The sequence below is a fragment of the Lyngbya aestuarii BL J genome (genome assembly GCF_000478195.2).
GTDB lineage: Bacteria > Cyanobacteriota > Cyanobacteriia > Cyanobacteriales > Microcoleaceae > Capilliphycus > Capilliphycus aestuarii.
The window spans coordinates 108,310-129,932 of sequence record NZ_AUZM01000001.1; the positions used below are offsets into that span (position 1 = coordinate 108,310).

19 protein-coding genes and 3 tRNA genes are annotated in these 21,623 nt (G+C 38.5%); 11 read left to right on the plus strand and 11 right to left on the minus strand.

Going from position 1 to position 21,623, the window contains the following annotated elements; all coding sequences use genetic code 11:
• Window positions 1-112 precede the first annotated feature (112 nt).
• From M595_RS30395 to M595_RS00440, 8 genes are all read left to right on the plus strand, one after another.
• Window positions 113-239 (plus strand) — tRNA-OTHER (locus M595_RS30395).
• A gap of 54 nt (window positions 240-293) precedes the next feature.
• Window positions 294-423, plus strand: a tRNA-OTHER gene (locus tag M595_RS30400).
• Between the two features lie 40 nt (window positions 424-463).
• Window positions 464-606 (plus strand) — tRNA-OTHER (locus M595_RS30405).
• Between the two features lie 64 nt (window positions 607-670).
• On the plus strand, window positions 671-850 hold the full coding sequence (locus M595_RS00420; RefSeq protein ID WP_023063834.1) for a hypothetical protein: 180 nt from the start codon (window positions 671-673) through the stop codon (window positions 848-850).
• Window positions 851-877: 27 nt separating this feature from the next.
• Window positions 878-2,479 carry a TROVE domain-containing protein gene (locus M595_RS00425; protein ID WP_023063937.1) on the plus strand — a complete coding sequence of 534 codons (1,602 nt, stop codon included), beginning with the start codon at window positions 878-880 and terminating at the stop codon, window positions 2,477-2,479.
• A gap of 254 nt (window positions 2,480-2,733) precedes the next feature.
• Entirely contained in the window at window positions 2,734-2,943 is a 210-nt protein-coding gene (locus M595_RS00430) for a hypothetical protein (protein ID WP_023063894.1), read from the plus strand.
• 303 nt (window positions 2,944-3,246) lie between these two features.
• On the plus strand, window positions 3,247-3,645 hold the full coding sequence (locus M595_RS00435) for a hypothetical protein (protein ID WP_238986995.1): 399 nt from the start codon (window positions 3,247-3,249) through the stop codon (window positions 3,643-3,645).
• Between the two features lie 407 nt (window positions 3,646-4,052).
• Window positions 4,053-4,484 carry a hypothetical protein gene (locus tag M595_RS00440; protein ID WP_023064014.1) on the plus strand — a complete coding sequence of 144 codons (432 nt, stop codon included), beginning with the start codon at window positions 4,053-4,055 and terminating at the stop codon, window positions 4,482-4,484.
• A gap of 42 nt (window positions 4,485-4,526) precedes the next feature.
• On the opposite strand, the gene M595_RS00445 is transcribed toward M595_RS00440, so the two are convergent.
• Complete coding sequence (locus M595_RS00445) at window positions 4,527-6,029, minus strand: alpha/beta hydrolase family protein (RefSeq protein WP_023063932.1); 1,503 nt, start codon at window positions 6,027-6,029, stop codon at window positions 4,527-4,529.
• A 746-nt stretch (window positions 6,030-6,775) separates the two neighbouring features.
• On the opposite strand from M595_RS00445, the gene M595_RS00450 reads away from it, so the two are divergent.
• Window positions 6,776-7,645, plus strand: coding sequence for an SHOCT domain-containing protein (locus tag M595_RS00450; RefSeq protein WP_023063910.1), 870 nt, complete (start codon window positions 6,776-6,778; stop codon window positions 7,643-7,645).
• Window positions 7,646-7,795: 150 nt separating this feature from the next.
• Here M595_RS00450 and M595_RS00455 read toward each other — a convergent pair whose 3' ends face one another.
• From M595_RS00455 to M595_RS00485, 7 genes are all read right to left on the minus strand, one after another.
• On the minus strand, window positions 7,796-8,623 hold the full coding sequence (locus M595_RS00455) for a transglutaminase-like domain-containing protein (protein WP_023063976.1): 828 nt from the start codon (window positions 8,621-8,623) through the stop codon (window positions 7,796-7,798).
• Window positions 8,624-8,931: 308 nt separating this feature from the next.
• Window positions 8,932-10,086: a baeRF7 domain-containing protein gene (locus M595_RS00460; RefSeq protein ID WP_023063904.1), complete on the minus strand. Its 1,155-nt coding sequence runs from the start codon at window positions 10,084-10,086 to the stop codon at window positions 8,932-8,934.
• A gap of 50 nt (window positions 10,087-10,136) precedes the next feature.
• The gene (locus M595_RS00465; RefSeq protein ID WP_023063999.1) at window positions 10,137-10,763 is read right to left on the minus strand and encodes an HPF/RaiA family ribosome-associated protein; all 627 of its coding nucleotides are present in this window, start codon (window positions 10,761-10,763) and stop codon (window positions 10,137-10,139) included.
• Window positions 10,764-10,822: 59 nt separating this feature from the next.
• On the minus strand, window positions 10,823-11,590 hold the full coding sequence (locus M595_RS00470; RefSeq protein ID WP_023063879.1) for an SH3 domain-containing protein: 768 nt from the start codon (window positions 11,588-11,590) through the stop codon (window positions 10,823-10,825).
• A gap of 162 nt (window positions 11,591-11,752) precedes the next feature.
• Entirely contained in the window at window positions 11,753-14,845 is a 3,093-nt protein-coding gene (locus tag M595_RS00475) for an MFS transporter (protein ID WP_238986996.1), read from the minus strand.
• 558 nt (window positions 14,846-15,403) lie between these two features.
• The gene (locus tag M595_RS00480; RefSeq protein ID WP_023063977.1) at window positions 15,404-16,906 is read right to left on the minus strand and encodes a TrkH family potassium uptake protein; all 1,503 of its coding nucleotides are present in this window, start codon (window positions 16,904-16,906) and stop codon (window positions 15,404-15,406) included.
• 225 nt (window positions 16,907-17,131) lie between these two features.
• Window positions 17,132-17,503 (minus strand): phage holin family protein, encoded by a 372-nt coding sequence (locus M595_RS00485; RefSeq protein ID WP_023063997.1) that lies wholly within the window; start codon window positions 17,501-17,503, stop codon window positions 17,132-17,134.
• Between the two features lie 239 nt (window positions 17,504-17,742).
• Between M595_RS00485 and M595_RS00490 the strand changes: the two genes are divergently transcribed.
• Window positions 17,743-17,928: a YqaE/Pmp3 family membrane protein gene (locus M595_RS00490; RefSeq protein ID WP_009784569.1), complete on the plus strand. Its 186-nt coding sequence runs from the start codon at window positions 17,743-17,745 to the stop codon at window positions 17,926-17,928.
• Between the two features lie 76 nt (window positions 17,929-18,004).
• Here the strand turns inward: M595_RS00490 and M595_RS00495 are convergent, their stop codons facing one another.
• The 3 genes from M595_RS00495 to M595_RS00505 form a co-directional block, all read right to left on the minus strand.
• Window positions 18,005-18,844 carry a signal transduction histidine kinase gene (locus tag M595_RS00495; RefSeq protein ID WP_023063978.1) on the minus strand — a complete coding sequence of 280 codons (840 nt, stop codon included), beginning with the start codon at window positions 18,842-18,844 and terminating at the stop codon, window positions 18,005-18,007.
• Window positions 18,845-19,041: 197 nt separating this feature from the next.
• Window positions 19,042-19,524, minus strand: coding sequence for an ankyrin repeat domain-containing protein (locus M595_RS00500; RefSeq protein WP_040483358.1), 483 nt, complete (start codon window positions 19,522-19,524; stop codon window positions 19,042-19,044).
• 115 nt (window positions 19,525-19,639) lie between these two features.
• Window positions 19,640-19,966: a TMEM14 family protein gene (locus M595_RS00505; protein ID WP_023063856.1), complete on the minus strand. Its 327-nt coding sequence runs from the start codon at window positions 19,964-19,966 to the stop codon at window positions 19,640-19,642.
• 247 nt (window positions 19,967-20,213) lie between these two features.
• Here M595_RS00505 and M595_RS00510 point away from each other — a divergent pair, with 247 nt between their 5' ends.
• Window positions 20,214-21,557: an ATP-binding protein gene (locus M595_RS00510; RefSeq protein ID WP_023063995.1), complete on the plus strand. Its 1,344-nt coding sequence runs from the start codon at window positions 20,214-20,216 to the stop codon at window positions 21,555-21,557.
• Window positions 21,558-21,623: the final 66 nt, after the last annotated feature.

The following is a 21,623-nucleotide window of genomic DNA, read 5'->3' on the forward strand; positions in this document are numbered from 1 at the left end:
AAATTCGATTAGGGGAATGTTGTCACTTTATCTTATAAACATAGCAAACGGGAAGCAAACCAAAAGTTAGAAATAATGCAGGTTTTCATCCGATTAATTGCTAGTCATTTATGTGGCGGGTCGCTTAATTGGTAAAGCGCAATTTTGCCCTTTGGGACGCAGATTGAGGGTTATCGTCTATACTACGAATCCCCCCTTAATCGCCGAGATGCGGGTTCAAATCCCGCTCCGCTACACCAAATAAAGTTCAATAGTTTCTGTCCGAAAATCAAGCTTAATTTCTGATAATTCATGTGGCGGGTAGCTTAAAAGGAAAAAGCACTAACAATTCCTTGTTCATTCCTTGTCTGAAAAGGCCGAAGAATTGAGGGTTATCGTCTGATGGACGAGTGATGCGGGTTCAAATCCCGCTCCGCTACACCAAATAAAATTCGGAAATTAAAATCAAAATTTCAACAATTTTTGGCAGGTAGTTTAACGGTAGAACACTAACAATTCCTTATTCACTCCTTGTCTGAAAAGACCGAAGAATGAGGGTTATCGCTTTCCCGCGAGAGATGTGGGTACTCTGCGAGAAGGCTTCGCCAACAAATCCCGCCCTGCCAATTGGGATTCATCCCAAAACAGAAGTTTTTTCAAACCAATTTGCCTTTAGGGGCCGGAGGAAAAAATGTTTAATCATACTATTTTTTGGCGAATAATATTTGAAGTCAGCTTGATCGCCTTCACTCTTAATCTCGATCAAGTCTGGGCTTCTGTCAATCATCGTCAATCTCATTTATCTAAACGTCAGCCTCCGGTTTTTAATGATGGTGGTTCGCGTTTTTATGAGTGTAATTATAACGAATAATTTTTCAAAAAGCAAGGAAAGAAAACCATGAAATATAACTTTTTTGTCTCTCAAAACAAAACCCCTCAAAATCAACCGCTTCCGGGTCGTAAAGCCGAAATGACTCAAGGACGTTCGGGCGGATGGATGTTCAAAGCGGATATCTGGCAAATCTTACGGCGTTGCTTATTAATTGGAACTGCCAATGGTGCTTATTATGCCGGAAAACATGAATTAACTCAAGAATTTGTGGATACAATTCAACTTGCAATTGAAGCCGATCCTCGTCGAGTTGCCGATGAAATTCTTTATGCTTCTGATGGACGTTCTATTAATAATAGCGCTCCGATTTTAGCGTTGGTTTTGTTATCAATAGGAGAAACCCCTGAAGCAAAACTTGCCTTTACAGAAATATTTCCGCAAGTTGTGCGTACTGGAAGCCATTTCTACGAATGGTTAAGCTATACGAAAGCCCTGCGAGGATTTGGAAAAATTGTCCGAGAAGCGGGGAAAGCTTGGCTGACTAATGAGGATGTAAAAGGACTCGCATATCAACTGTTAAAGTATCAACAACGTCAAGGATTTTCTCACCGTGATGCGTTGCGTTTATTTCATGTAAAACCAACCACAGAAGACCATAATTTGCTGTTTAATTGGGTGATCAATGGTTGGGATGAATTGCCTTCACAAATTCCGTCTGAAGCGTTAAAACAAATTTGGTGGTATGAGTGGTTAAAACGTCATCCCGATCAAACTCACAAAGCAATTTCTCAAGGTCATTTAACCCATGAAATGGCTGCTCCTGTGGGAAAAATGGATAAACGAGCTTGGCAGTTACTATTCTATGAAATGCCGATAGGGGCAATGTTGAGAAACTTGGGTTCTTTAACAGAATTAAGAATTTTAACCTCTAAGGAACGTAAAAATATCAAACGAGTTGCTCAAGTTTTAAATAACCGTGAACACTTGAAAAAAGGACGAATTCACCCGATAGATGTGTTAAAAGCTCTAAAAACTTATCAATCTGGGGGAAGTTTAGGAAAAAGCCAAAAAACATGGACGGTTGTTCCTCAAATTGTTCATATTTTGGAAAAGGCTGTTGAGTTATCATTTGATGTGATTGAACCCACAAATAAAGTGTTTTTACACGCCGTTGATATCTCCGGTTCGATGTCTTGGAATACCGTTTATTCCATCGGTTTAACCTGCTGTGAAATTGCCACAGTTATGGCTTTAGTGACCGCAAAAGCGGAAAAAAACTATGTGATTCGCGGATTTTCTACCGAGTTCATCGATTTAGGAATTACAGCAAAAGATTCCTTAAAAACGGCAATGACAAAAGCAAATAATAGTAACTTTGGAGGGACGGATGCAAGCGTGGCTTATAATTGGATGATTCGTCATAAATTCAAAGCGGATATGATTTGTTTTTGGACGGATAACGAAACTTGGGCGGGGATTAAACACACGAGTCGAGCGTTAGCAGAATACCGTCAAAAAATCAATCCAAACATCAAGGCGGTTTATGTTTCGCTTGCACCCTACAATATCACATTAGTTGATCCAGAAGATGGAAATTCTTGGGATATTGCAGGATTTGATCCAGGAACGCCGCGACTCATTCAAATGTTAGCAACAGGTGAACTTTAACTCACTTGATTTCCTTAAAATCAGCACAGAGACGTTCTCTTTGAGCGTCTCTAAAACTTGTTTTTTTGTCACTTAATCTTATAATTTAAACGTTAAATATTAACGATTGTTACAACTTTACTCATTTAGCAAAGGAGCGGAATTGCTCAAAACTTGTCACTTCTGATGTGGGTTTGCTATGCTAGAGACTCTTTTTTCACCAAATAGCAGTTTAGAGTCTAAGTGTACAAAACTGCCATCTTTAGGAGTGCATTATGATCTACCAATTTCAAATCCAATTCTCGCTGTTTGCTATCAATAGCCGTCCTCAAACCGTTACTATTCTCTCTAAAAATTATCTTTCTCCAGAAAAACTTAAATCCTCTTTAGCTTGTGACTATGAGATTCTACCTCACGAAGTTGAGATTCATTCAGTATTACAAACTGCGTCTCCCCGAAAACAGCAAAGTTACAGTTCTCAGTAGTTTAATTCCACCAAAAACTTCAGGGAAATAATCTTAATTTTTCTTAAAACGGATCACACCTTCCTGGCCCAAGGAGTCCGAACTTTATTTGAGTTCAATATTGTCCCTTTACCAATAACCTGTATTTATGGGTAAAGAGAAATGAGGAAAATTGTTCTGGATCGATTCCGGGGGGTGGATCGCATTTTTCTCCAAAATGTTTAGAATCCATTAAGTATCGGTGATCTCTGTGGTGGCCCCTGTGAAAAATATTAAATTTTTCATAAATTTAGATCATTCTAGAGAGATACATTTATAATTGCAGTGTTAGACACTGTATTGTGTTTATTTTTGTTAAGAAAAACACAGAAAATAGGAGATAAATTTATGGGCTTTTTAGGAAAACTATTTGGGAAAAAAGAAGAGGAGAAAGCTGCCTCAACACCCAAAGTAGCCGTTTCAAAAGCAGCAACCGAAAAATCTATTGCACCCGAAAAAGTAGGGATTGATGGTAACTTTGATGAAAGTGGTTTAGCCAAACGTGTTGCTCAAGCATTAGATGATGCAAATATTTCAGATAATGTGGGTCTTTGGGTCGCGCAAAAAGGTAGCACTGTTGTCTTGAAATATAATGAAGACGCGAAGGAGGTTTTAGCAAAAGCAGAGCAAATTGCAAAAGGAGTAGAGGGTGCAACGGGAGTAGAAACAGCACCTAATAGCTAATGGATTGACTTGAGAATAAAGTTAGATAAACCGCATTAAAATACATTGAGTGTGAGTATTAGGCTGACGAAAATTCTGAAATCACACTTAATTCTAAATCTTTGAAAATGGCTGAATATGCTCTAAATAAACCTTAAATAAAATGCAGAAAAAAACTTATTATTTAGCATCTTCTATCTTCTTCATTGTAGGGTTACTCTGGATGTTCATCAAGTTAATTGCTAATACTGAAAGATTTACAGTCATTATGATTGGTTGTTTTCTTGTTGGGCTAGTTTACTTTTTTTTGGGATCTCGACTCAAAAATTAAAATCTGAAGAAAACAGATCTCCACTCTGAAGTCTGTTTAAAGAAATGTGAGTTCATGTTATAATAGTAAGAGAATAATCTAGACTAAAAAATTTAGAATGATTATTCATGTTCCCTCTAAAGCAGGTCAACGAAAAAAATATTGGCGGCGCGTAATTGATTTTGTCGATCTCAATCAGACAAACGGATATGCTTTTCAAGGATATCGAGTAGAAGCAGATCAATTAATTGAATTAGAAATTGGTAATTTTTTACTCACCTACGATGAAATAGGTTCTATAAAACGTTGGTATCCTCACGTTTGCTTATATCAAGTTCGAGCCGATCTCGAATCTCCTTTAGAAGAAAGATTTACTTGGAGTGGAAAAACCGCTAACCGAAATTGGAACCGCTCTTGGGCTTTATCAGTACGTGATCCTATTGCTGAAATTGTGAATGAAAACCGTTTATCCTATGAAGATTTGATTGATTGGGATAAAGTTTCAACAGATCGTTTAAAGGAAGAATTGAAGCGTAGAGGAGTTATTTAATCTACGCTTTTGTATCCTTGAAGTTATTTAAAAAGAGTTAATCTAGACTACAATAAAAACCTCTTGTGTCAATACAACGGGATTAAAAACAGCAAGTATCTGTTCGCCAAAACTAATTTGAGTCCCTTGCAATATAGGTTCGATGCTTAACTGTTCAAACGTTAGATTATCTGTTAAACCAATAAAATCAATACCGATTTCAAAATCTTTAATTTGATCAGTATCTTCATTCATTTCTAAAATAAAAACATCTATTCCTTGACCTCCCTGTAAAGTATCAAAACCCGTACCTCCTCTTAAGATATCATCATCAAAACCCCCAAATAACTGATCATTTTCTGAACCGCCAATCAAGATATCACGACCTGCATCTCCGTTAATCAAATCATCACCAATCCCTCCATAACTCGTGTCATTTCCCTCACCTCCCCAGATTACATCATTCCCCGATAAACCGCTTATTAAGTCATCTTCTGCATATCCGATTAATTCATCTCCTTGATTGGTTCCAGCAAGATTATCTCTGTTATTTGTTCCTTGAAAACTTAAGTCTGTATTAAAGAAAACTCCCTGTTTTTTATCTTTAGTATTGAGATCAACAATCCCTCGATTAGCACGTTCATCTTCGGTTACAATTCCTTGTCTGAGGGTATTGAGAGAAATTAAAGGATAAGTCAATTCAGATTTATTTTCAACGAAGGGATTATCAAGTTGGTCTAAATTTTTGGAACCACTAACAGATGGATCAGAGGGTAAATTAAACCCTTCACCTGCAAGTAATTGAGTAAAAAAACGATGAGCATAACCATGTGCTTTTGCTCCAAACCAGTCATTAAATCGATTAGAATCGGGTTGATTCCATGCCTCACCTTGATTAAGATAAAGATCGAGGGTATTTTCATTATCAAAATTCAGTACAGGTAGAGGATTTTCATATCCGAGATTACTCGTTGTATGAATTGCAATGACTCGCGTTGCATCTCCTTTATCCAAGCGTTCTGGAATAGATTGAAAAGTTGCTAATGTTTTCTGATTAAAATTTGCATTTTCAAACCCTGGCCCGGCGGGATCTAAACCAATAATTGTTCCAATCTTCTGATCATCCGGTGAATATTGTCCAGCAAATCCAGCAACTTGAGCGCCTAAACTATGACCAATTAATGTAATTGTTTCGGGTTGAATAACATCAGAACTAACATATCGATAAAGCATTTCTTGAACCGCTTTTCCGACAAATTCTGTCTTTTGAGCCTGTTGAGGATAGTTGAAAAAATCTGTGACTTTTTGACCTGCATCCCAACTGACTAAAATAACGTTAGCATCTTCTTCTTGTTTAGAGATTTCGGTTGCTATTTTTCGCATCCAATTATCTGATTCAACCTCATTAGGTATTCCGGGATTATCGCGAAAGCCATGAGTAATCACATAAGTAGGACGCCCGGAAGTTAGATCAGAATCTTCAAGTTCTTTGAGGGTTTTATTTTCATTTAAAATATAAAATTTAGCCCACTCACTCACAGGATGATTAACAGTTAAGTTCTCCATGAGATCTTTCCCCAAGTTGATCATTTTAGTATAGATACATTACCTTTATTTTAATCAACTTATCTAACGGTTATATGCGTTCCTGAGCCACTCTTTCAGGTGTCATGCAGAAGGTGATGACTTTTTGATGTTATTCATTCTAATCATCATGCTCTGAGTGGTTGTTTAAACGCTTGTTAACTCAGGAAAGATATTCTCCGTCAGTAGCCAATTTTAGGAGTGGCATAGTCCTCGAAGTCAGGGCGTTACGCCCTTACAGAGAACAGGGGACAGCCAATAGCGGATCGGATCGCTCAAACCTTCTCTCCAAAGGGGCGCTTACAATGCTGACGAAGAGAGGGAACAGGGATAAGAAAAAAACTGGGTACGGCTACGCCTCCGAGAGATTTAGGTATCTGATAGACAATTTAGTGGGGGGGGTTTGCTGAGGTTATTTGTTAGAGACCTCGCTCCCTCGATCTAGCTAGGTGGAACCTACCTGCCCCTACGAAACTGGTGAGGTGTATTTGAAAGGGGTACAGACTTGCTGAATCAATCAACTCGTAAAATTACTGAGATCCCTGAGATTTTTAGTACATACAAAATTTGAAAGTTCAGTGATTCTACGCTGGCATATTTAAGAATACAACTTTAACATTAAAGATAGAGATAGAAACTTTGAGATTATCACTGGCACAACCAAGCTTATATTTCTCGGAAATATTCATCTCTCTACTTCTCAATCAATCAGCTTAAAGGAGAAATAAATGGCGATTAACTATTACTTAGAAAACAATAAAGATTCTCTAGAATTTGTCTACAAAAATCTTTTACTTTGGTTTAAAGATAAGCAATACAAAGTTGAAGGAACAGAAGCTGATGGTATTTACTTAATTCAAGCGCAAAAAGTTGGTAAAATTAGGACTGTGCTAGGGACAAATCTAGCTTTTAAAGTCAAAGTTTATAAGTCCAATGACCTCACGAATCCGCCTGAATTTGTTGTAGAAACTAGCACAGGTAAATGGATACAAAATATTGCTGGAGCCGGAGTAACTGCGATGTTTTTCGGAGGATTGACTGTCTTGACAGGTTTAGCTGGAGCGGGTTGGGCTTTAGTCGTAGAAAATGAAATTATCACCTACATTGAAGAAGAATTGAAGTTTAAAAAGATTCAAAAATCTATGAATTCATCTGAGCTTGAACCTCTAGGAATCTCAATTCATTCGTCCAAAAAAGAGAATCATTATAAAGCTCAAAATAATTCTGCTCGTCAAAAAGCAATATTAAAAGCAGATCAAGACTTAAAAAAACTCAAAGCAGCCTTAGCCACTAATATTCTAACCGAAGAAGAATTTGCCGCTAAAAAGCAATATGTAGAGAATCAAATCGATGAATACGAAATTGAGTTTATAATTGAAGAAAAGTTGATTCGGTTTCAGGAAGCGTTTACAGATGGGATTTTAACAGCAGATGAATTTGAGGCTAAAGTTCACCAAGTTGAAGAAGAACTGAGACATCAGGTGATTGATCAACGGCTTGAACAAGAAAAAGAGGAAGTTATGATAAAACTAAGAGCCGCTCTAGACAATGGGATTTTGACACAGGATGAATATGCTCAAAAACTAGCACTTCTGTGATTTCTCCCGAAACCAAGCTTCGCTTCGCTTGTACGCATCGTCGAGAGAACTGGAGAGAAACCTGGTTTCGCCGAAGTTACCAGGTTTTTAGAAACGTTTAATATGATTGATTTCGTAATTGTTAGTCATCTCGTTTCAATGACGAACAGCCTAAACACAGGTAATCGCCCCTAATGTTGCTTGCGGAGGTTCTTCAGTTAAACAGTCTACTGAAACGTTGAGACCTTCAAGTTGAGCTGTTCCAAAAATTGTAGCAAATGACATATCAGCCGCGTCTCGTCCAGTACCAATTCGCACAAATCCTTTACGAGGAATTAAACGAGTTGCATCAAATAAATACCAGCGAGAGCCTAAATAAGCTTCAAAAACCGCATGAAAATCTGGTGGTTCTAAACCATAAGCATAGCCACTGACAAAGCGAGCAGGAATATTTAAAGCACGACAAAATGCTATACCTAAATGAGCAAAATCACGGCAAACACCAGAACGTTGAGTGACGATTTCATACGCGGAAGTATGAGCATCTGTACTTCCAGATAAGTAAGTAACGTTATCATAAATCCAATTACAAATTGCAGTCACTCTAGAATAGTCTGGCAAAAGATGACCGAATTCATTGTTTGCTAAATTGAATAATTGATCGGACTCACAGTATCGCGAAGGATAGACATAATTTAAGACTCTTAAGGGGAGTTTTTTGGGTGGGATTTCGGGAATTAGATTAGGGTTATCTTCTCCTAAACAAAGAGCCACAGTCGCTTGATAAGATACTTGCAATTTTCCGGGTGGAGCGGTTAATCTCAAGATTCGATTTTTCAGCGTTGATGACACATATTCTTCGGAGTTTATTGCAGGTTCAATCTGAAGATGTTCTTCTAATACTTGTTGGGAACCATTATTAACAGCACTAATATTAAAAATAAATGTGCTATCGGTTGTCAGATCGTATTTTAATTGACATCCCACTTGAAACTTCATACTTGTGATTTCCTTGAATTGATGTGATCTTAAAAAAAAGCAATTGATTTGAACTTAATTTTAGAAGAATTGAATGTAGTTTTGTGATTAACATTTAACTATAGCATAATTATTGTTATTTTTAAACCCATCTTCATTCACCCTCTACTTATATTAAGAGAGTTAGTCGGGTTTATCTTAAAATATTCTTCTCTCTCTACATCATAAAATGAAATTTATTCCGATATAAAAAAGCTAAAAAATCAAGAGTTAAGAAGAAGATTAACTCCTGTCTTAACTCTGAATTATTATACAATTACTCTCAATTTTTAGTAACGAAATGTTGCAGCAATTAAAGCATGATCCGGAAGTTTTTCAGGAACATCTGCATAAACTGCACCACCATTAAGGAAAGTATGAATCGTTGCAAAATCTAATAGATCCTCATTTTCAGGTTGATCTTCTCGTTGCAATGTAATTTCATGAGTTTTAGGATTAAACTGACCCCATTGCTGCTCATCTATTGCCACAAATAAAGAATCAATACGTTGATCGTAAGCTGCTTTCATAATTTCTTTGAGATCACGAGAAGCTTTTTTGGGGTTGTTTCCCATCAATTCTTGATACTCAGTCGCTGCTTTTTCTTGAGACTCTTGGAAATAAGACCGAATGATTTTCCAAGCCTGTTCATGTAATTCTTTGGGACTCGTATTTTCTGGATTTCCAGCAATCCCTTCTTCTACAACATTCGGATAAACTGTAATCTCTTTATACATGGTCATCAAAAATTCTACTCCAGCTAAGATCATCGGAGCTTGTTCACCTTTTAGAATATCATGTAAACCGCGATCAACCTTCTGTAAAAAACGGCGAATTTGATCTTTATTATCCGTTGTTCCTACGCCTTGACCATGATACATTAAAGATTGACCACCTGCCGTTGAAGGATTTCCGGTGTGCATCTGAAGCTGTTCTTCTGGGTCATCATATTTCAGTGCTTCTTCTAAACTCAAAGGCATTTCTTGGAGAGAAACTTCACTGATTTGATAATGACTTCCCTGAAATAAACGCACCTTATTTTGACTCAAAGCTAATATATAAAATTGTCCATCGTGCATTAACAAAGGCATTAGGGGTTTAAGATGAAAGCGATTACTAATGATCACATCTTCATTAAAATTCAGCGGAAGACGATAATAACGAAACTCATTTGGAGAAATAAATAAAGCTAGTCCTTCATTTTGATTTCGCCAAAACTCACCCTGGTCAAGTTTGTGAGCTTGTTCTAAAAGTTGTTGAGCGTCAGTATCTCGCCAACCCGCCTGCACTAATTTTTTCTCAGCTAAACTCAGAACATTCTTAAAGCGAATTGGATCTTGGCGAATCTCTGGCCCAGCAGAATGTGTAGGCATAAAAATCGAAATACAATTTTTATCCCGATGTTCCATTAAGTCTTTAATTTCGTTTGTCGATAAAATACTCATACTTTACATCTCCAATTTACAATTATTTACTTGAGGAAATTTAACCCCTTTTAGGAGTTCCATCCTAAGGGAGTTTCCATCTCAGTTTGAGAAGCTTTCTCAGCACTTACTCCCGGTTTATTTACAATTTTTACTGTTGTTGCTTGTGGGCCGTTTTCACCTTGTTCTTCAACATATCGTACACCAGTACCGACTGTTAATCGCTCAAAGTCATTGTTTAGAACACTATTTTTATGGAAATAAATCTCACGATCTACGTCAATAGTTCGCAAGAAACCATATCCTTCTTCAGTAAACAGTTGAGTAACAATTGCAACCATTTGTTGTTGGGAAGGAGAGTTTCTATCCCATTGTCGTTGACGTTCAACTAACTCCACAAGTTGACGGCGTGCTGCATCAAAAGCTTCTCGAATAACCGTTTCTAACGCTTCGTATTGAATCCCTTCGTCGGGACTGCGATCTACTGCTAATTCGTGACCTGGAGGAACAGTAATATCTAGCCGTACACGATAGGGAGAACCCATTTTGGGGTGATCGTGGGTTTTCTCAATCACCACTCTACAGCTATTCATGTAGTCACAGAATTGCTCAAGTTTGGCAATTTTTTCTCGAACTAAAGAATCAATCGCTTCAGTTTTTTCGAGATGATGATAAGTAATTTCTGTTGGAATTTTCATGCTTATTCTCCTAAATTTACGTTGTGTCTATTGTATTTACCCCTGAATTAAATTAAATTCTATGGACAAAATTCAAGAAAGTTAGCGGCGACATATCCCTCAATCGGAGCAAAAACAGGAACCCAGCCATTTTTACCTCTATTTTTAATAGAAATGTCTTGTCCAGCTTCTAGACTTCCAATAATTTCTCCTCCGGGTTGCGAGCGAACATTTAACCGCGTATTGACATTAACTTCCCGACAGCTACTTGTGGGAAAAGTAGAGCCTACTGTATCGCAATAAGCCAGGTTTGCTGAGGTTACATAACCTTCGACAGGATATTGAACTTGAACCCAACCATTCTCGCCTTCGTCTTCGATATAAACCTTTTCATCTCGCTCTAAGGTACTAATAATTTTACCTTGAGGTCGATCTCTGAGCGTTACTAATGAAGCATTAACTTCACGACAACCATTCACAGGTGGAGTCAAGAAAGCCTCTCCATCGGGAACTTCTGAAATACTATCAGCTCCGGTACAAGAACGGAGATTTTCTGCATTAACATAACCACTAGCAGGATTTTCTATCGGTGCCCAACCGTTTCTTCCTTCGTTGGCAATATAGATATTTTCTCCTTCTTGTAATCGACCGATTTCATTTCCTCCGGGTTGATCTCTAATAATTAAATTAGAGATTTTTGCTTCCCGACAGTTACTTCCGGGAACTGTAGAAGTCTGAGCTTTTGCACTTTTTACAGGCATAATCAAGGTTGCTACTAATGCTCCTAGTGCAGTTAATCCCAGTGTTCTTTTTAAAGAGTTTAAGTCTAAGTTGTAAGCTTTCATCATTTAACCTTTTTATCTTCAAATATTCATTTCTATATTTATATTATGATTTTTTTATTGCAAAAATTCATCTATCTGAAGTTGGAAAAATTTTAACTCTAGATTTGTGGATAAAAAAAATCCCCTAAAAATCGGGGAAATTTCAACAGAATAAACTCGATATTCTTATGCTGTCACACCTAATGCTCCGGCTCCAGCAGAAGCTAAGGCTGAAATTAACGCAGTTAGAAACAACCACCAAGCGGCTGCGGCTGCGGCTTTTTGAGTTTCTTCAACTTGTTTCTGAGTTTGATGTTTAACTTGTTCAAGTCGTAATTCAGCTTCTTTTTGAACACGCTCTGCTTTTTGTAAAACTCGGTTACGAGTCAGTTCAACCTGATCAATAATCCGATTAGCATCCGCTTCAGAAATATCTTTGCGAGAACTCATTAATGCAACTAAAGTATTCCGGTCAAACTGAGACAAACGCTCTCGTAAAGCATCAAAACCGGCTTGGGGATCATCAAACAATGTGCGGAAATCATCACGCACTCCTTCATAGTTTAGTTCGGGTCGTTCTAAGCTATTAAGATAAGCTCGAATTTTGGCAAAGATGCGATCAAGCACTAATTGAACTTGAGTATTAATCGTGTGTAACTGCTCAAAGAAGCGATCACGCACGCTTAAAATATTATCAACAATCTGATTAGCCTCGTGTTCGGAAATATCATCTCGCTGAGATAATAGTGAAACCAACGTTGAACGGTCAAATTGGGATAAGCGATCCTGCAAGCTTTCCATTCCTAGACGCGGATCATCAAGTAATAATTTCAGATCCCGTTGAATACCATCAGGATTCAGCTCTGATTTTTCAGTAGATCGTAAATAATCGGCCATCGCACCTTGAAAATCTTGCACTTTTTGCTGGGTACGACGAGCCAGACGACGGGGTGATTTAGCAATTGTTTTCAGCGTGTTTTGTACTTCGTCAATAACTTGATTAACTTGTTGTTCACTCAAGTCATCTCGTTGCGCTAATAACTGCACTAAAGTATCCCGATCCATCTCCGCTAAACGTCTCTTAATAGATCGACTTCCGACGGCTGGATCTTCAAGTAATTGAGTCAAATCTCGTTGAATTCCATCGGGATTTAATTCAGGTTTACCTGTACTGTACAAATAGTCTGCGATCGCAGATTTTGCTTGTTCGTACTGTTGTTGAGCTTGAGCGCTAAGTTGCTGCGGCTTATAGCGTATGCGAGTCCAATTTCGTTCAACTCGATCTAAAATTTTATCAACTTGTTCTTGACTTAAATCATTACGTTGACCCAGTAATTGTACTAGAGTATCCCGATCAAATCGAGAAGCTCGCGCTCTTAAAGCCGACATTCCTGCCTGGGGATCATCAAGTAATAGCTTTAGTTCTCGTTCAATCGCTTGAGGATTGAGTTCAGATCGACCTGTATCTCGCAGATGAGACTGAAATTTGAGCCATTGTTTTTCGGCTTTAGCTTGAGCGGCTGCATCGACTTCATGAGCTTCTTTAAGAACCTGATCACGAGCAATTTCTAACTCGTTTGCAATCGCCGCAACTTCTACAGGGGTTAACTCGGGGCGATGTAATAGAATTCGTTCAAAAGTTAAGCGGTCTAATTGAGCTAAACGGTTATTAAGATGCTCATAATCGGTATCCGGATCTTTGAGAATAGGTCGGAAATTGAGATTAATTTTCTCCGGAGTTAATTCTTCTTTGGGTGTTGAGAGTAAGTATCGTTCAACTTCTGCTAATAAAGCAATCGCTTCTTCCCGTTCTTTGGCAGCTACAGCAGTATTTAACACCTCTAAACGAATTCCATTTAAGGTATGAGAAATATGCTCAATTTCATCCTGAGTGAGCAGTCCTTTCTCTTCAAGATAGTCTACAAAGTCGGTGCGATTAATTTGTTCTAATTGTTCAGCGACTTGACCCGGATCGGCTTCCGTATCATAAAGCAAGTCGCGAAACTCTCGATGTAAATTGGTGGATTTGAGTTGCCACACATGAGCGTTAGAGAGATAATTTTCAATATCTGCTCGTAAGGGGTTGTAAGTTGGGCGACTTCCAACCAATTGAGCCTTAACTTTCCCCGGTTGATCGCTCACATATTCTTTGAGTTGTTGCAGTTGTCCGATTATTTTTTCGGCATCGATATCGGATAAATCTGTCCGTCCCATTACCATACCCGTCAGACTATGAAATCCCATTGTTAACCCATGAGTTAAAGGATTTGTGCTTTGAGCGCGGCGGCGTTTCCGCATTTCTTCAATGACGGAATCTAACTTATCCGAAAAATCTTCGCCTAGTAATGATTTTCGAGGCGCAGATTTGAGATAATCAACAAATTTAGAAAAGTTATTTTGACTGGGTAACTGAGAAGATGTTTTATGCCAAGCTGTTTCTAATTGTCGAGCAATACGATCAACTTCTTGTTCGGATAAATCGGTACGACTACTAACGAGATCAACAAATGTTTGACGGTTTACATTCGGTAAGTCGCCGCTTGCTAAAGCTTCTTGGAGTTGCGGATCACGCAGAAGATCTTCAAAGTCAGAACGAATATTTTTTAGGTCAAGTTGGGGAGGACGTAACGCATCGAAATAGTCTTCTACTTTTTCTCGTAAGTAAACCGGATCAAGTCCATCTGTTAATTCTCGACGAACAGCAGCAGCAGTGGCTTCAGCGGTAGCGACAACTTGTTGAGATGCCGCTTTAGATCCAAACGCGGCAACGGCTGTTCCAAATAACGCTTGAAATCCAGAAGTTGCACTATTAACAACTGATCCAATTAAGGTTCCTGCGGTGGTTGAACTCACCCAAACTAAGAGCGAAAAATAGGCTCCCCAGATGACTAATCCGACTATCGCTCCAGAAGCAGCAGAGATAATTAGACTCAGTTTTACGGCAAATAAACAGGCAAAAAATAGGGAGATTGTGACGCTAATAAGGGTACCCAAACCTAATGCTAAACCGATTTTTTTAATTGTTTTTCCCGGTGATTTAGAATGGGAATTAGAATGATCGTGATCATGATGGTGATTTGAGGATGATGAGCTAGCCAGTACCGAAATACCTGTTGCAACTCCCAAATTAGTCAGTAACATCTGGAAGGCAAACGCTAAGACAATCCCCGCGATCAGAGCGGTGAAAAATTGGGGTCCACTAAAGACCGCTGCTGCATCTTCTACAGCTTCAGGTTGAGGTTCGACGATAACTTGAGCTAGCCAACTCAGATGAGACATTAGCTTGAGTGTAGTAAGTTCTCCTAGATTCATTTTGTTTTTCTAAGTGAATGAGTAGGTGTAAAAGTAATGAGTACAAGATTGCTGCTGTGAATATATCTAGCAAATCTTATCAAGATGAAAGTATTATCTCGGATTACCAGCCAAAGATCGTCTGTCTGGAGTGGGAACTTTGCGGGTTTGTCTGCTTTTATCTCTCTATCTTCGGGAGTAGAAGAAAGACTCAGTATCTAGACGCTTAGTGGTTCTAGAACGAATGCTTTATTTACTTTTTATAACAGCTTTTATTTTCTTTCTATACATTATTCATATAAGGGTGCTATAATAGGAATTGGAGAGAAACTAAAAAGTGGCTTGTTTTCTCAACCAATTGCTACTATTTTTTCCCTTATCTAGCCACGGCTTTTAGGTCTGAACTTGAGCTAAAATACATGGGCATCTATATAATAGCCCCCTAAACTTAAAACTACAACTTTTTGTTTGGAAGCTGAGTATATGTTTTTCTCTAATATACTGCTTCTCTGTGAAAACTTCATCTATCCACAGATAGAGATCAAACTAAAAGATTTTCTCAAATCGCACTCTCACCCAAGCGAATAGAGAAGTGAGTAAGATAACCACAGGAATGACCTCTAGTCGGCCCATCCACATGAACATCATTAAAACCAATTTTCCGGCCCAATGAAGCAAGGGGTCAGTAATTCCTGTTGACAAACCCACTCCACCTAACGCAGAAGTGACTTCAAAAATGACATCACTGAGACTGTAAATAGGTTTAGCAAAATGAACTAAAATAATGGTTCCTACAACAATTAAACTAATCCAAAATACAGCTAAAACGGCAGCCCCTTGAACACGATTATTAGCTTCTTCTTCTGTTAATTTTTGACCATCAATTTCATAGTGAGGTATACCATCAGGTTGCTTGAGAATGTGTTGAACTCGCCAAAGAATTCCTTTTCCGAGGGAAACAACCCGGCTGAGTTTTAGTCCTCCTGCGGTAGAACCTGCGGCGGCACCTGTAAATAATCCTATACTCAGGATTAATTTTGCGGCAGCACTCCAGTCTTGAATCTTTACGGTATTAAAGCCACAAGTTCCCAAAGCAGAAACCCATTGAAATATTGTATCTAATATTAAAATTCTTCCTTCAAATTGTCTATTTTCCCAAGCTAAAACGAGTATTCCAAAAAACAAGATTAACCAGAATAAGCGATGTTGGGAGTCACTCCAAAGCACTGAAATCCGCCGTTCTTTGATCAGCTTTGAATGAATATAAAAACTAATAGCTCCCGCCGTCATAATCATAATCGTGGCAATTTGAATAATTGGATCATAACTCCCAATACTGTTATCTTTTATCGAAAAACCCCCTGTAGAAATGCCTGTCATCCCATGATTAATCGCATCCCACCAAGGCATTCCAGCAACTCGCAATAAGATAATGCTAATAATCGTATAAAGTAAATAGATTTTCCAAATCCATCGTACGGTATCCGTTACTGAGTCAGCCAGATTTGTGTTGCGTCCTTCGGCGGAATAAAGTTTATAATTACTTAGACTAGGTTCGAGTATCGAGAGAATTAATACAATTACTCCTACACCCCCAATCCACTCCATAAAAGAACGCCACCATTGCAAACTATGAGGAAGTTTACTGGGGGAAACAGCCATCGATAAGCCTGTACTGGTAAAGCCTGAAAATGCTTCAAAAAAAGCATTCCAAGGATTATTAAATCCTAAGACTGTTAATGAAATATCAGGAGAAGATTGAGAGACAGTTAATAAAAAAGGAGTAGCTCCTATCAAGGGAATTAATCCCCAACTTAACGCTACTGTCAGCATCGCTTCTCGCAGATGAGTTTCTGCTTTTTTCCGAAACAAACGATAGAATAGTTGACCCAAACCCACTGAAATAATAGCGGTTACAATAAAAGGTAAAATACAATAGAACTCTTGAAAGATTAGACAGATGGGTAAAGATAAAAGTGCCATTCCTCCAGGAATATGAACCAATAAACCCGTATTACGAATAACAGTTTGCGTTTCAGCTTTGATCATTCCTTTTGAATACTTAACTAACTTCTTTGTCTCAAATTTTTGATCGACTATAAATTCTCAATAATAAAATTTAGTGATTAAATAGATGAATCCGACGGTGAGACAAAAAATGCACAACATTTATCTATCTATCTTAAACTTTATTCTGCAACTTAACCGTCCACAGAAAACGAGTTAATACCGTCGGAAATCTAATTCAAATCAGACTTGAATTAAATTAGAATATTATTCCAGGTTAGCTTCTGGATATCTTTCTACAAAGTAGTTCGTTAACAGAGTATTAACGAAAGACAAAATTACTGGCCCTAAAAGAAAAGACAGAATACCAGTTACTTGAAACCCAGGAACCGCAATGGAAGACAACCAAAAGCACAGTCCGTTTACAATCAATGAAAAGCCTCCCAAGGTGACAATATTGACAGGTAGGGATAGAACTTGCACAACGGGTTTAACAGCCCCGTTAACAATTCCGATAGAAGCCGCAGCGATTAACGCAGCCGGAAAAGTTGCTAAATTTACACCCGGAAAGATAATATCAACAACCAGCAAACTTAAAGCTGTTGCTAGTAGGGGCAAAAGTGTCTTCAAAATCATCATAATTATTTTGATCTCCCTGTTAAATTTTTCAAAAAACTTCAATCTTTATGACTCTTACTTATAATAAGTTAAACTCGTTCCAAATGACTTCCTCACTTCGATAGATTTTTATACTTAATCTTTTTTAACAGAAAGAAAAGATTATCTCAAACAATATAGCTAAAGATAGAGGTAGAAATCCGTTTAATTAGAGATAATATAAATTAGTGAAAACATTAAAGTATAGGATTTAAGAAAAAATGAGACTTTTAAGAATTCTTTTGGGTATTTTAGTTCCTCCCTTGGGCGTTTTCCTCACCGTTGGAGCGAGTTCGGCTCTAATCATTAATATTTTACTCACCCTTCTGGGTTGGCTTCCGGGTTCGATCCATGCAGTTTGGGTGATCACAAAACACGCCGAAAGAGCAGATGAAAGAGCATACTAATCTTAGATTAGAGTGAGTTTAATAAAGTTTTTAAAGCCCGGTTCTTTGAGAAAAACCGGGTTGTTATTTTTATCAGTTAGACGGATTTATTTTTTCCCTCTAAAACTTTAGGATTTTCTCCTTCTAAAGATTTGGAACTCCCGTCAGACTTACGGTTAAAGGACTCAGATAGAGAGTCCCATAACTCTTGAAGACGGAGTTTAACTTGCCGTTCTTTTTTGGCGATCGCACTTCCGGTTTCACCCAGTTTTTGTTCAAAGTTTGTGCGAGTTGCGGCGACTTTATCATTAACAATATCTGGATCTTCTTGGGCTTTTTCATACCAAGTTTTAGCGTCGTCTAGATAATCCTTAACTTGCTCGTATTGTTCTCCATAACGAGCTGATAAATTGGCTTGAACAATCGCGAGTTGAGCTTGAAGTTGAGCATATCGCTTTTTCATCAAAGCCACTTCTTCACTATTTTGAACGGTTTCAACAGCCGAATTAATAGAGGTTTTAACTTGCTCAGATTTATCTTGACTAGACTCGGCAAGATCGCTTAAGGTGCTGTCAATTTCTGCTTGTAATTTATCTTCTTCGCTGTCAATCTTTTGTTGAAGCTGTTTAACTTCAACTTGTGTTTTAGAAATAGCTTGGCGTCGGGTACGACTAATCGCTTCAATCGCCCCCTCAATCGAAGCGGTAACTTCTTCCTTGAGTTCTCCGCCTTTATCACCTAAACTTTCAACCACCGCAGAAATAGCATCTTTAACAACAGAACGAATTTCACTCGAACCTGCTTTGACTTCTGATATACTTTGAAAAATGGCGTCTTGGACAATTTCTCTAATTTTTTCTGAGCGAACTTGGCCTTCTGTTTTCGCTTTCTGTAAATTGGTTGTAATTTTCTGTTTAACGTTTTCAGATTCCGACATAGTTAATGATTCCCCAAATCAAACTCAATCCAAGGTCTATTCCTATTTTGACAAAATCTAAGTTCAACTCGGTCATCCTAAAGATAGAATAACCGCTTACTTCTTCAAATTTATGTCTTTAGAGAGAGGACTGAGCAGCGAAGATGGTTTGATTCCATCACTTTATGCGTTCAGCCTGAATACTTGAAAATCAATTTTTATTTTTTAGTGCGATCGCGCGCTTGTTTGAGCAATTCTACAACTTCTGAATGTCCCTCTGAGGAAGCCCAAATTAAAGCAGTCCAAGTATTATTATCTTTCAACGTTAAGTCCGCATTATGATCCAGTAAAATCTGTACAATCTCTCGATAACCTTTCGCCGCCGCCGTCATTAAAGCCGTTATTCCAAACTGACTGGTAGCGTTAACATTAGCCCCCGCATTGAGTAACTGTTGAGTCACTTTTCTTCGTCCGGCGGCGGTCGCTTCCATCAAAGCTGTCCAACCATCGGGATCACAACCATTGACCTCGGCACCTGAATCAAGCAATGCAGCCACCAGATCCGTTTTTCCAGTTCCAGCGGCGGCAATCAGCGGGGTTGTCCCTTCCTCATCCGGGGCGTTAACTTCTGGATTAGCTTTTAATTGGGCTTGAACTTCAGCCAAATTACCTGTTTTTACCGCTTTAACTAACTCCGTCATGCTTACTTCTCCGGTTTTTTTATCCGATACTTTTATTCTTTTCATCGACCACAGTTAAGCTGACCTAAGAAAACCTTTGGTCAACAAAAGTCAGGTTAAAATTACCAGAATAAAGTTAAGCCGGGATCGATAATTGCAGTTGATAAATCATCGCAACTGCTGCGGCTAAACCTCCAATAATCATTAATAAAGCTGGCATTAACTTACGAGTTTTAATCAGACGAACAATAAACACAACGACTAATAAAATAGAAATGGCCGTTGCTAAAATTAATCCCCAAGGGATACCCTGCCACTGCAAGACTCCGCCTGCGATCAGCAAAAACCCACAAATTCCGCCAGAAATCAAGGAAATTTTACTGTTTCCTTTGGTATATCCCAAAACCCCGCCGACTAGAGCTAATAACCCATAGGCGATCGCTGCTACAATGCCAATATTCATCTGCTACTGTCTCTGACTGGTCATCTCGAACTTCAGTTATACAACCGATGTTGTCAAACACTCTGTATTTTTCCAGAATTTATCAAATCTTGACACCAAACTGACACAAAACTTATCAAAATTGTAAATTCAGTTGAGAAGCTCCGTTATCCGATCCACGATCCGATACAATACAGTAGCATCAACTTTTCAATCACTTAAACAGCTTTTTTCTTTTTAACTTTCAATTAAATTTAAAATTAATCGAATGTCTTCTCTTAATCCTCAACTCATTGCTCAGGTGCGTTTTCTACAACGTCAGGCTGCCTCTTTACTTCTCTATCAATCGCTGCTAACTGATGCAATAGGACAAGCATTTATTAACTTACTTGTTGCTTTAGAACAGGAAAGTAATGCTTTAGATTGTCTACAAGCTTATGGAATTTTCTTCCAAGAACAAGCGGCTAATCAACAATGTTGGCAAGACTATTTAATTGCTCAAATTCTCCGGGCGGATAACCCTTTTACCCAACAAGCTCAACAAACAGATTTAAAGAATTTGCCTTCGTCTTTAGTGGCAGCCGCAAAGTCAGATTTACACTGTTTACAAAGTCTCTATCAATGTAGTGGTGAACAACTGAGTCAATGGATACAACAGTTGATTCCGTTATCTGTTGCCCCGGTGGTTTGGCAACCAGAACCGGATCGCGTTGAAAAAATAGAAGAATTGCCCCTAAAATCTCAATTCGCTAAGTTGGAAAATTGGGGGGATATAATAGAAGAATTAGCGGCTCACTATCGACAGTTTGGCATCGGTTTATTTGCAAAGTCTCAAGCATTTCGTTGGCAGAATAGAGAATTGCTCGGTATTTTTCATCCTGATCCGGTTCATTTCAGTCAATTAATAGGTTATGAGTCTCAACGGCAAATTTTATTACAAAATACTGAGTTTTTGTTAGCGGGATATGCCGCGCAAAATGTGTTATTATATGGGAGTCGGGGTTCAGGAAAGTCGTCTTTAATTAAGGCATTATTACATCAATATGGCGATCGCGGTTTACGTTTAATTGAAGTCGCGAAGTCCGATCTTCAAGATTTACCGATCGTGATCGAACAGTTGCGGGGAAGTCCTCACAAATTTATTATTTTTGTCGATGACCTCTCCTTTGAGGAAGATGATGATACATTTAAAGCCTTGAAAGTCGTACTCGAAGGTAATATTACCGCTCGTCCTCAAAATGTGGTGGTTTATGCCACCTCCAATCGTCGTCATTTAGTGCGAGAATATTTTGCAGACCGCCCCCAACCCCGAGAGGTAGATGAAGTTCAAGCTTGGGATACCGTCCAAGAAAAGCTGTCTTTTAGCGATCGCTTTGGTTTGACCTTAACCTTTGAACCGCCCGATCAACAAACATACCTGAAAATGGTTGATCATCTAGCGGCTTTAGCGGGTATTCGTCTGGAAACTCAAGAATTAGAATTTCGCGCCCTCCAATGGGCCACTCGTCACAATGGCCGTTCTGGACGCAGCGCCCGTCAGTTTGTAGACTTCCTCACGGCTGAACTCGCCCTATTTTCAGTCACCAGTCATCGTAGAGATCATGAATCGTAGAGATCATGAATAGAATTATCCCTACACTGCTTCCTCTGGCTTCCCCGATGCGCGTTTCTTAACTCT

Bases quoted from the DNA above. Each gene is read 5' to 3' on its own strand.
- M595_RS00420 (WP_023063834.1), top strand. From the start codon at position 671: ATGTTTAATCATACTATTTTTTGGCGAATAATATTTGAAGTCAGCTTG.
- M595_RS00425 (WP_023063937.1), top strand. From the start codon at position 878: ATGAAATATAACTTTTTTGTCTCTCAAAACAAAACCCCTCAAAATCAA.
- M595_RS00430 (WP_023063894.1), top strand. From the start codon at position 2,734: ATGATCTACCAATTTCAAATCCAATTCTCGCTGTTTGCTATCAATAGC.
- M595_RS00440 (WP_023064014.1), top strand. From the start codon at position 4,053: ATGATTATTCATGTTCCCTCTAAAGCAGGTCAACGAAAAAAATATTGG.
- M595_RS00445 (WP_023063932.1), bottom strand. From the start codon at position 6,029: ATGGAGAACTTAACTGTTAATCATCCTGTGAGTGAGTGGGCTAAATTT.
- M595_RS00450 (WP_023063910.1), top strand. From the start codon at position 6,776: ATGGCGATTAACTATTACTTAGAAAACAATAAAGATTCTCTAGAATTT.
- M595_RS00455 (WP_023063976.1), bottom strand. From the start codon at position 8,623: ATGAAGTTTCAAGTGGGATGTCAATTAAAATACGATCTGACAACCGAT.
- M595_RS00460 (WP_023063904.1), bottom strand. From the start codon at position 10,086: ATGAGTATTTTATCGACAAACGAAATTAAAGACTTAATGGAACATCGG.
- M595_RS00465 (WP_023063999.1), bottom strand. From the start codon at position 10,763: ATGAAAATTCCAACAGAAATTACTTATCATCATCTCGAAAAAACTGAA.
- M595_RS00470 (WP_023063879.1), bottom strand. From the start codon at position 11,590: ATGATGAAAGCTTACAACTTAGACTTAAACTCTTTAAAAAGAACACTG.
- M595_RS00475 (WP_238986996.1), bottom strand. From the start codon at position 14,845: ATGTCTCATCTGAGTTGGCTAGCTCAAGTTATCGTCGAACCTCAACCT.
- M595_RS00480 (WP_023063977.1), bottom strand. From the start codon at position 16,906: ATGATCAAAGCTGAAACGCAAACTGTTATTCGTAATACGGGTTTATTG.
- M595_RS00485 (WP_023063997.1), bottom strand. From the start codon at position 17,503: ATGATGATTTTGAAGACACTTTTGCCCCTACTAGCAACAGCTTTAAGT.
- M595_RS00490 (WP_009784569.1), top strand. From the start codon at position 17,743: ATGAGACTTTTAAGAATTCTTTTGGGTATTTTAGTTCCTCCCTTGGGC.
- M595_RS00495 (WP_023063978.1), bottom strand. From the start codon at position 18,844: ATGTCGGAATCTGAAAACGTTAAACAGAAAATTACAACCAATTTACAG.
- M595_RS00500 (WP_040483358.1), bottom strand. From the start codon at position 19,524: ATGACGGAGTTAGTTAAAGCGGTAAAAACAGGTAATTTGGCTGAAGTT.
- M595_RS00505 (WP_023063856.1), bottom strand. From the start codon at position 19,966: ATGAATATTGGCATTGTAGCAGCGATCGCCTATGGGTTATTAGCTCTA.
- M595_RS00510 (WP_023063995.1), top strand. From the start codon at position 20,214: ATGTCTTCTCTTAATCCTCAACTCATTGCTCAGGTGCGTTTTCTACAA.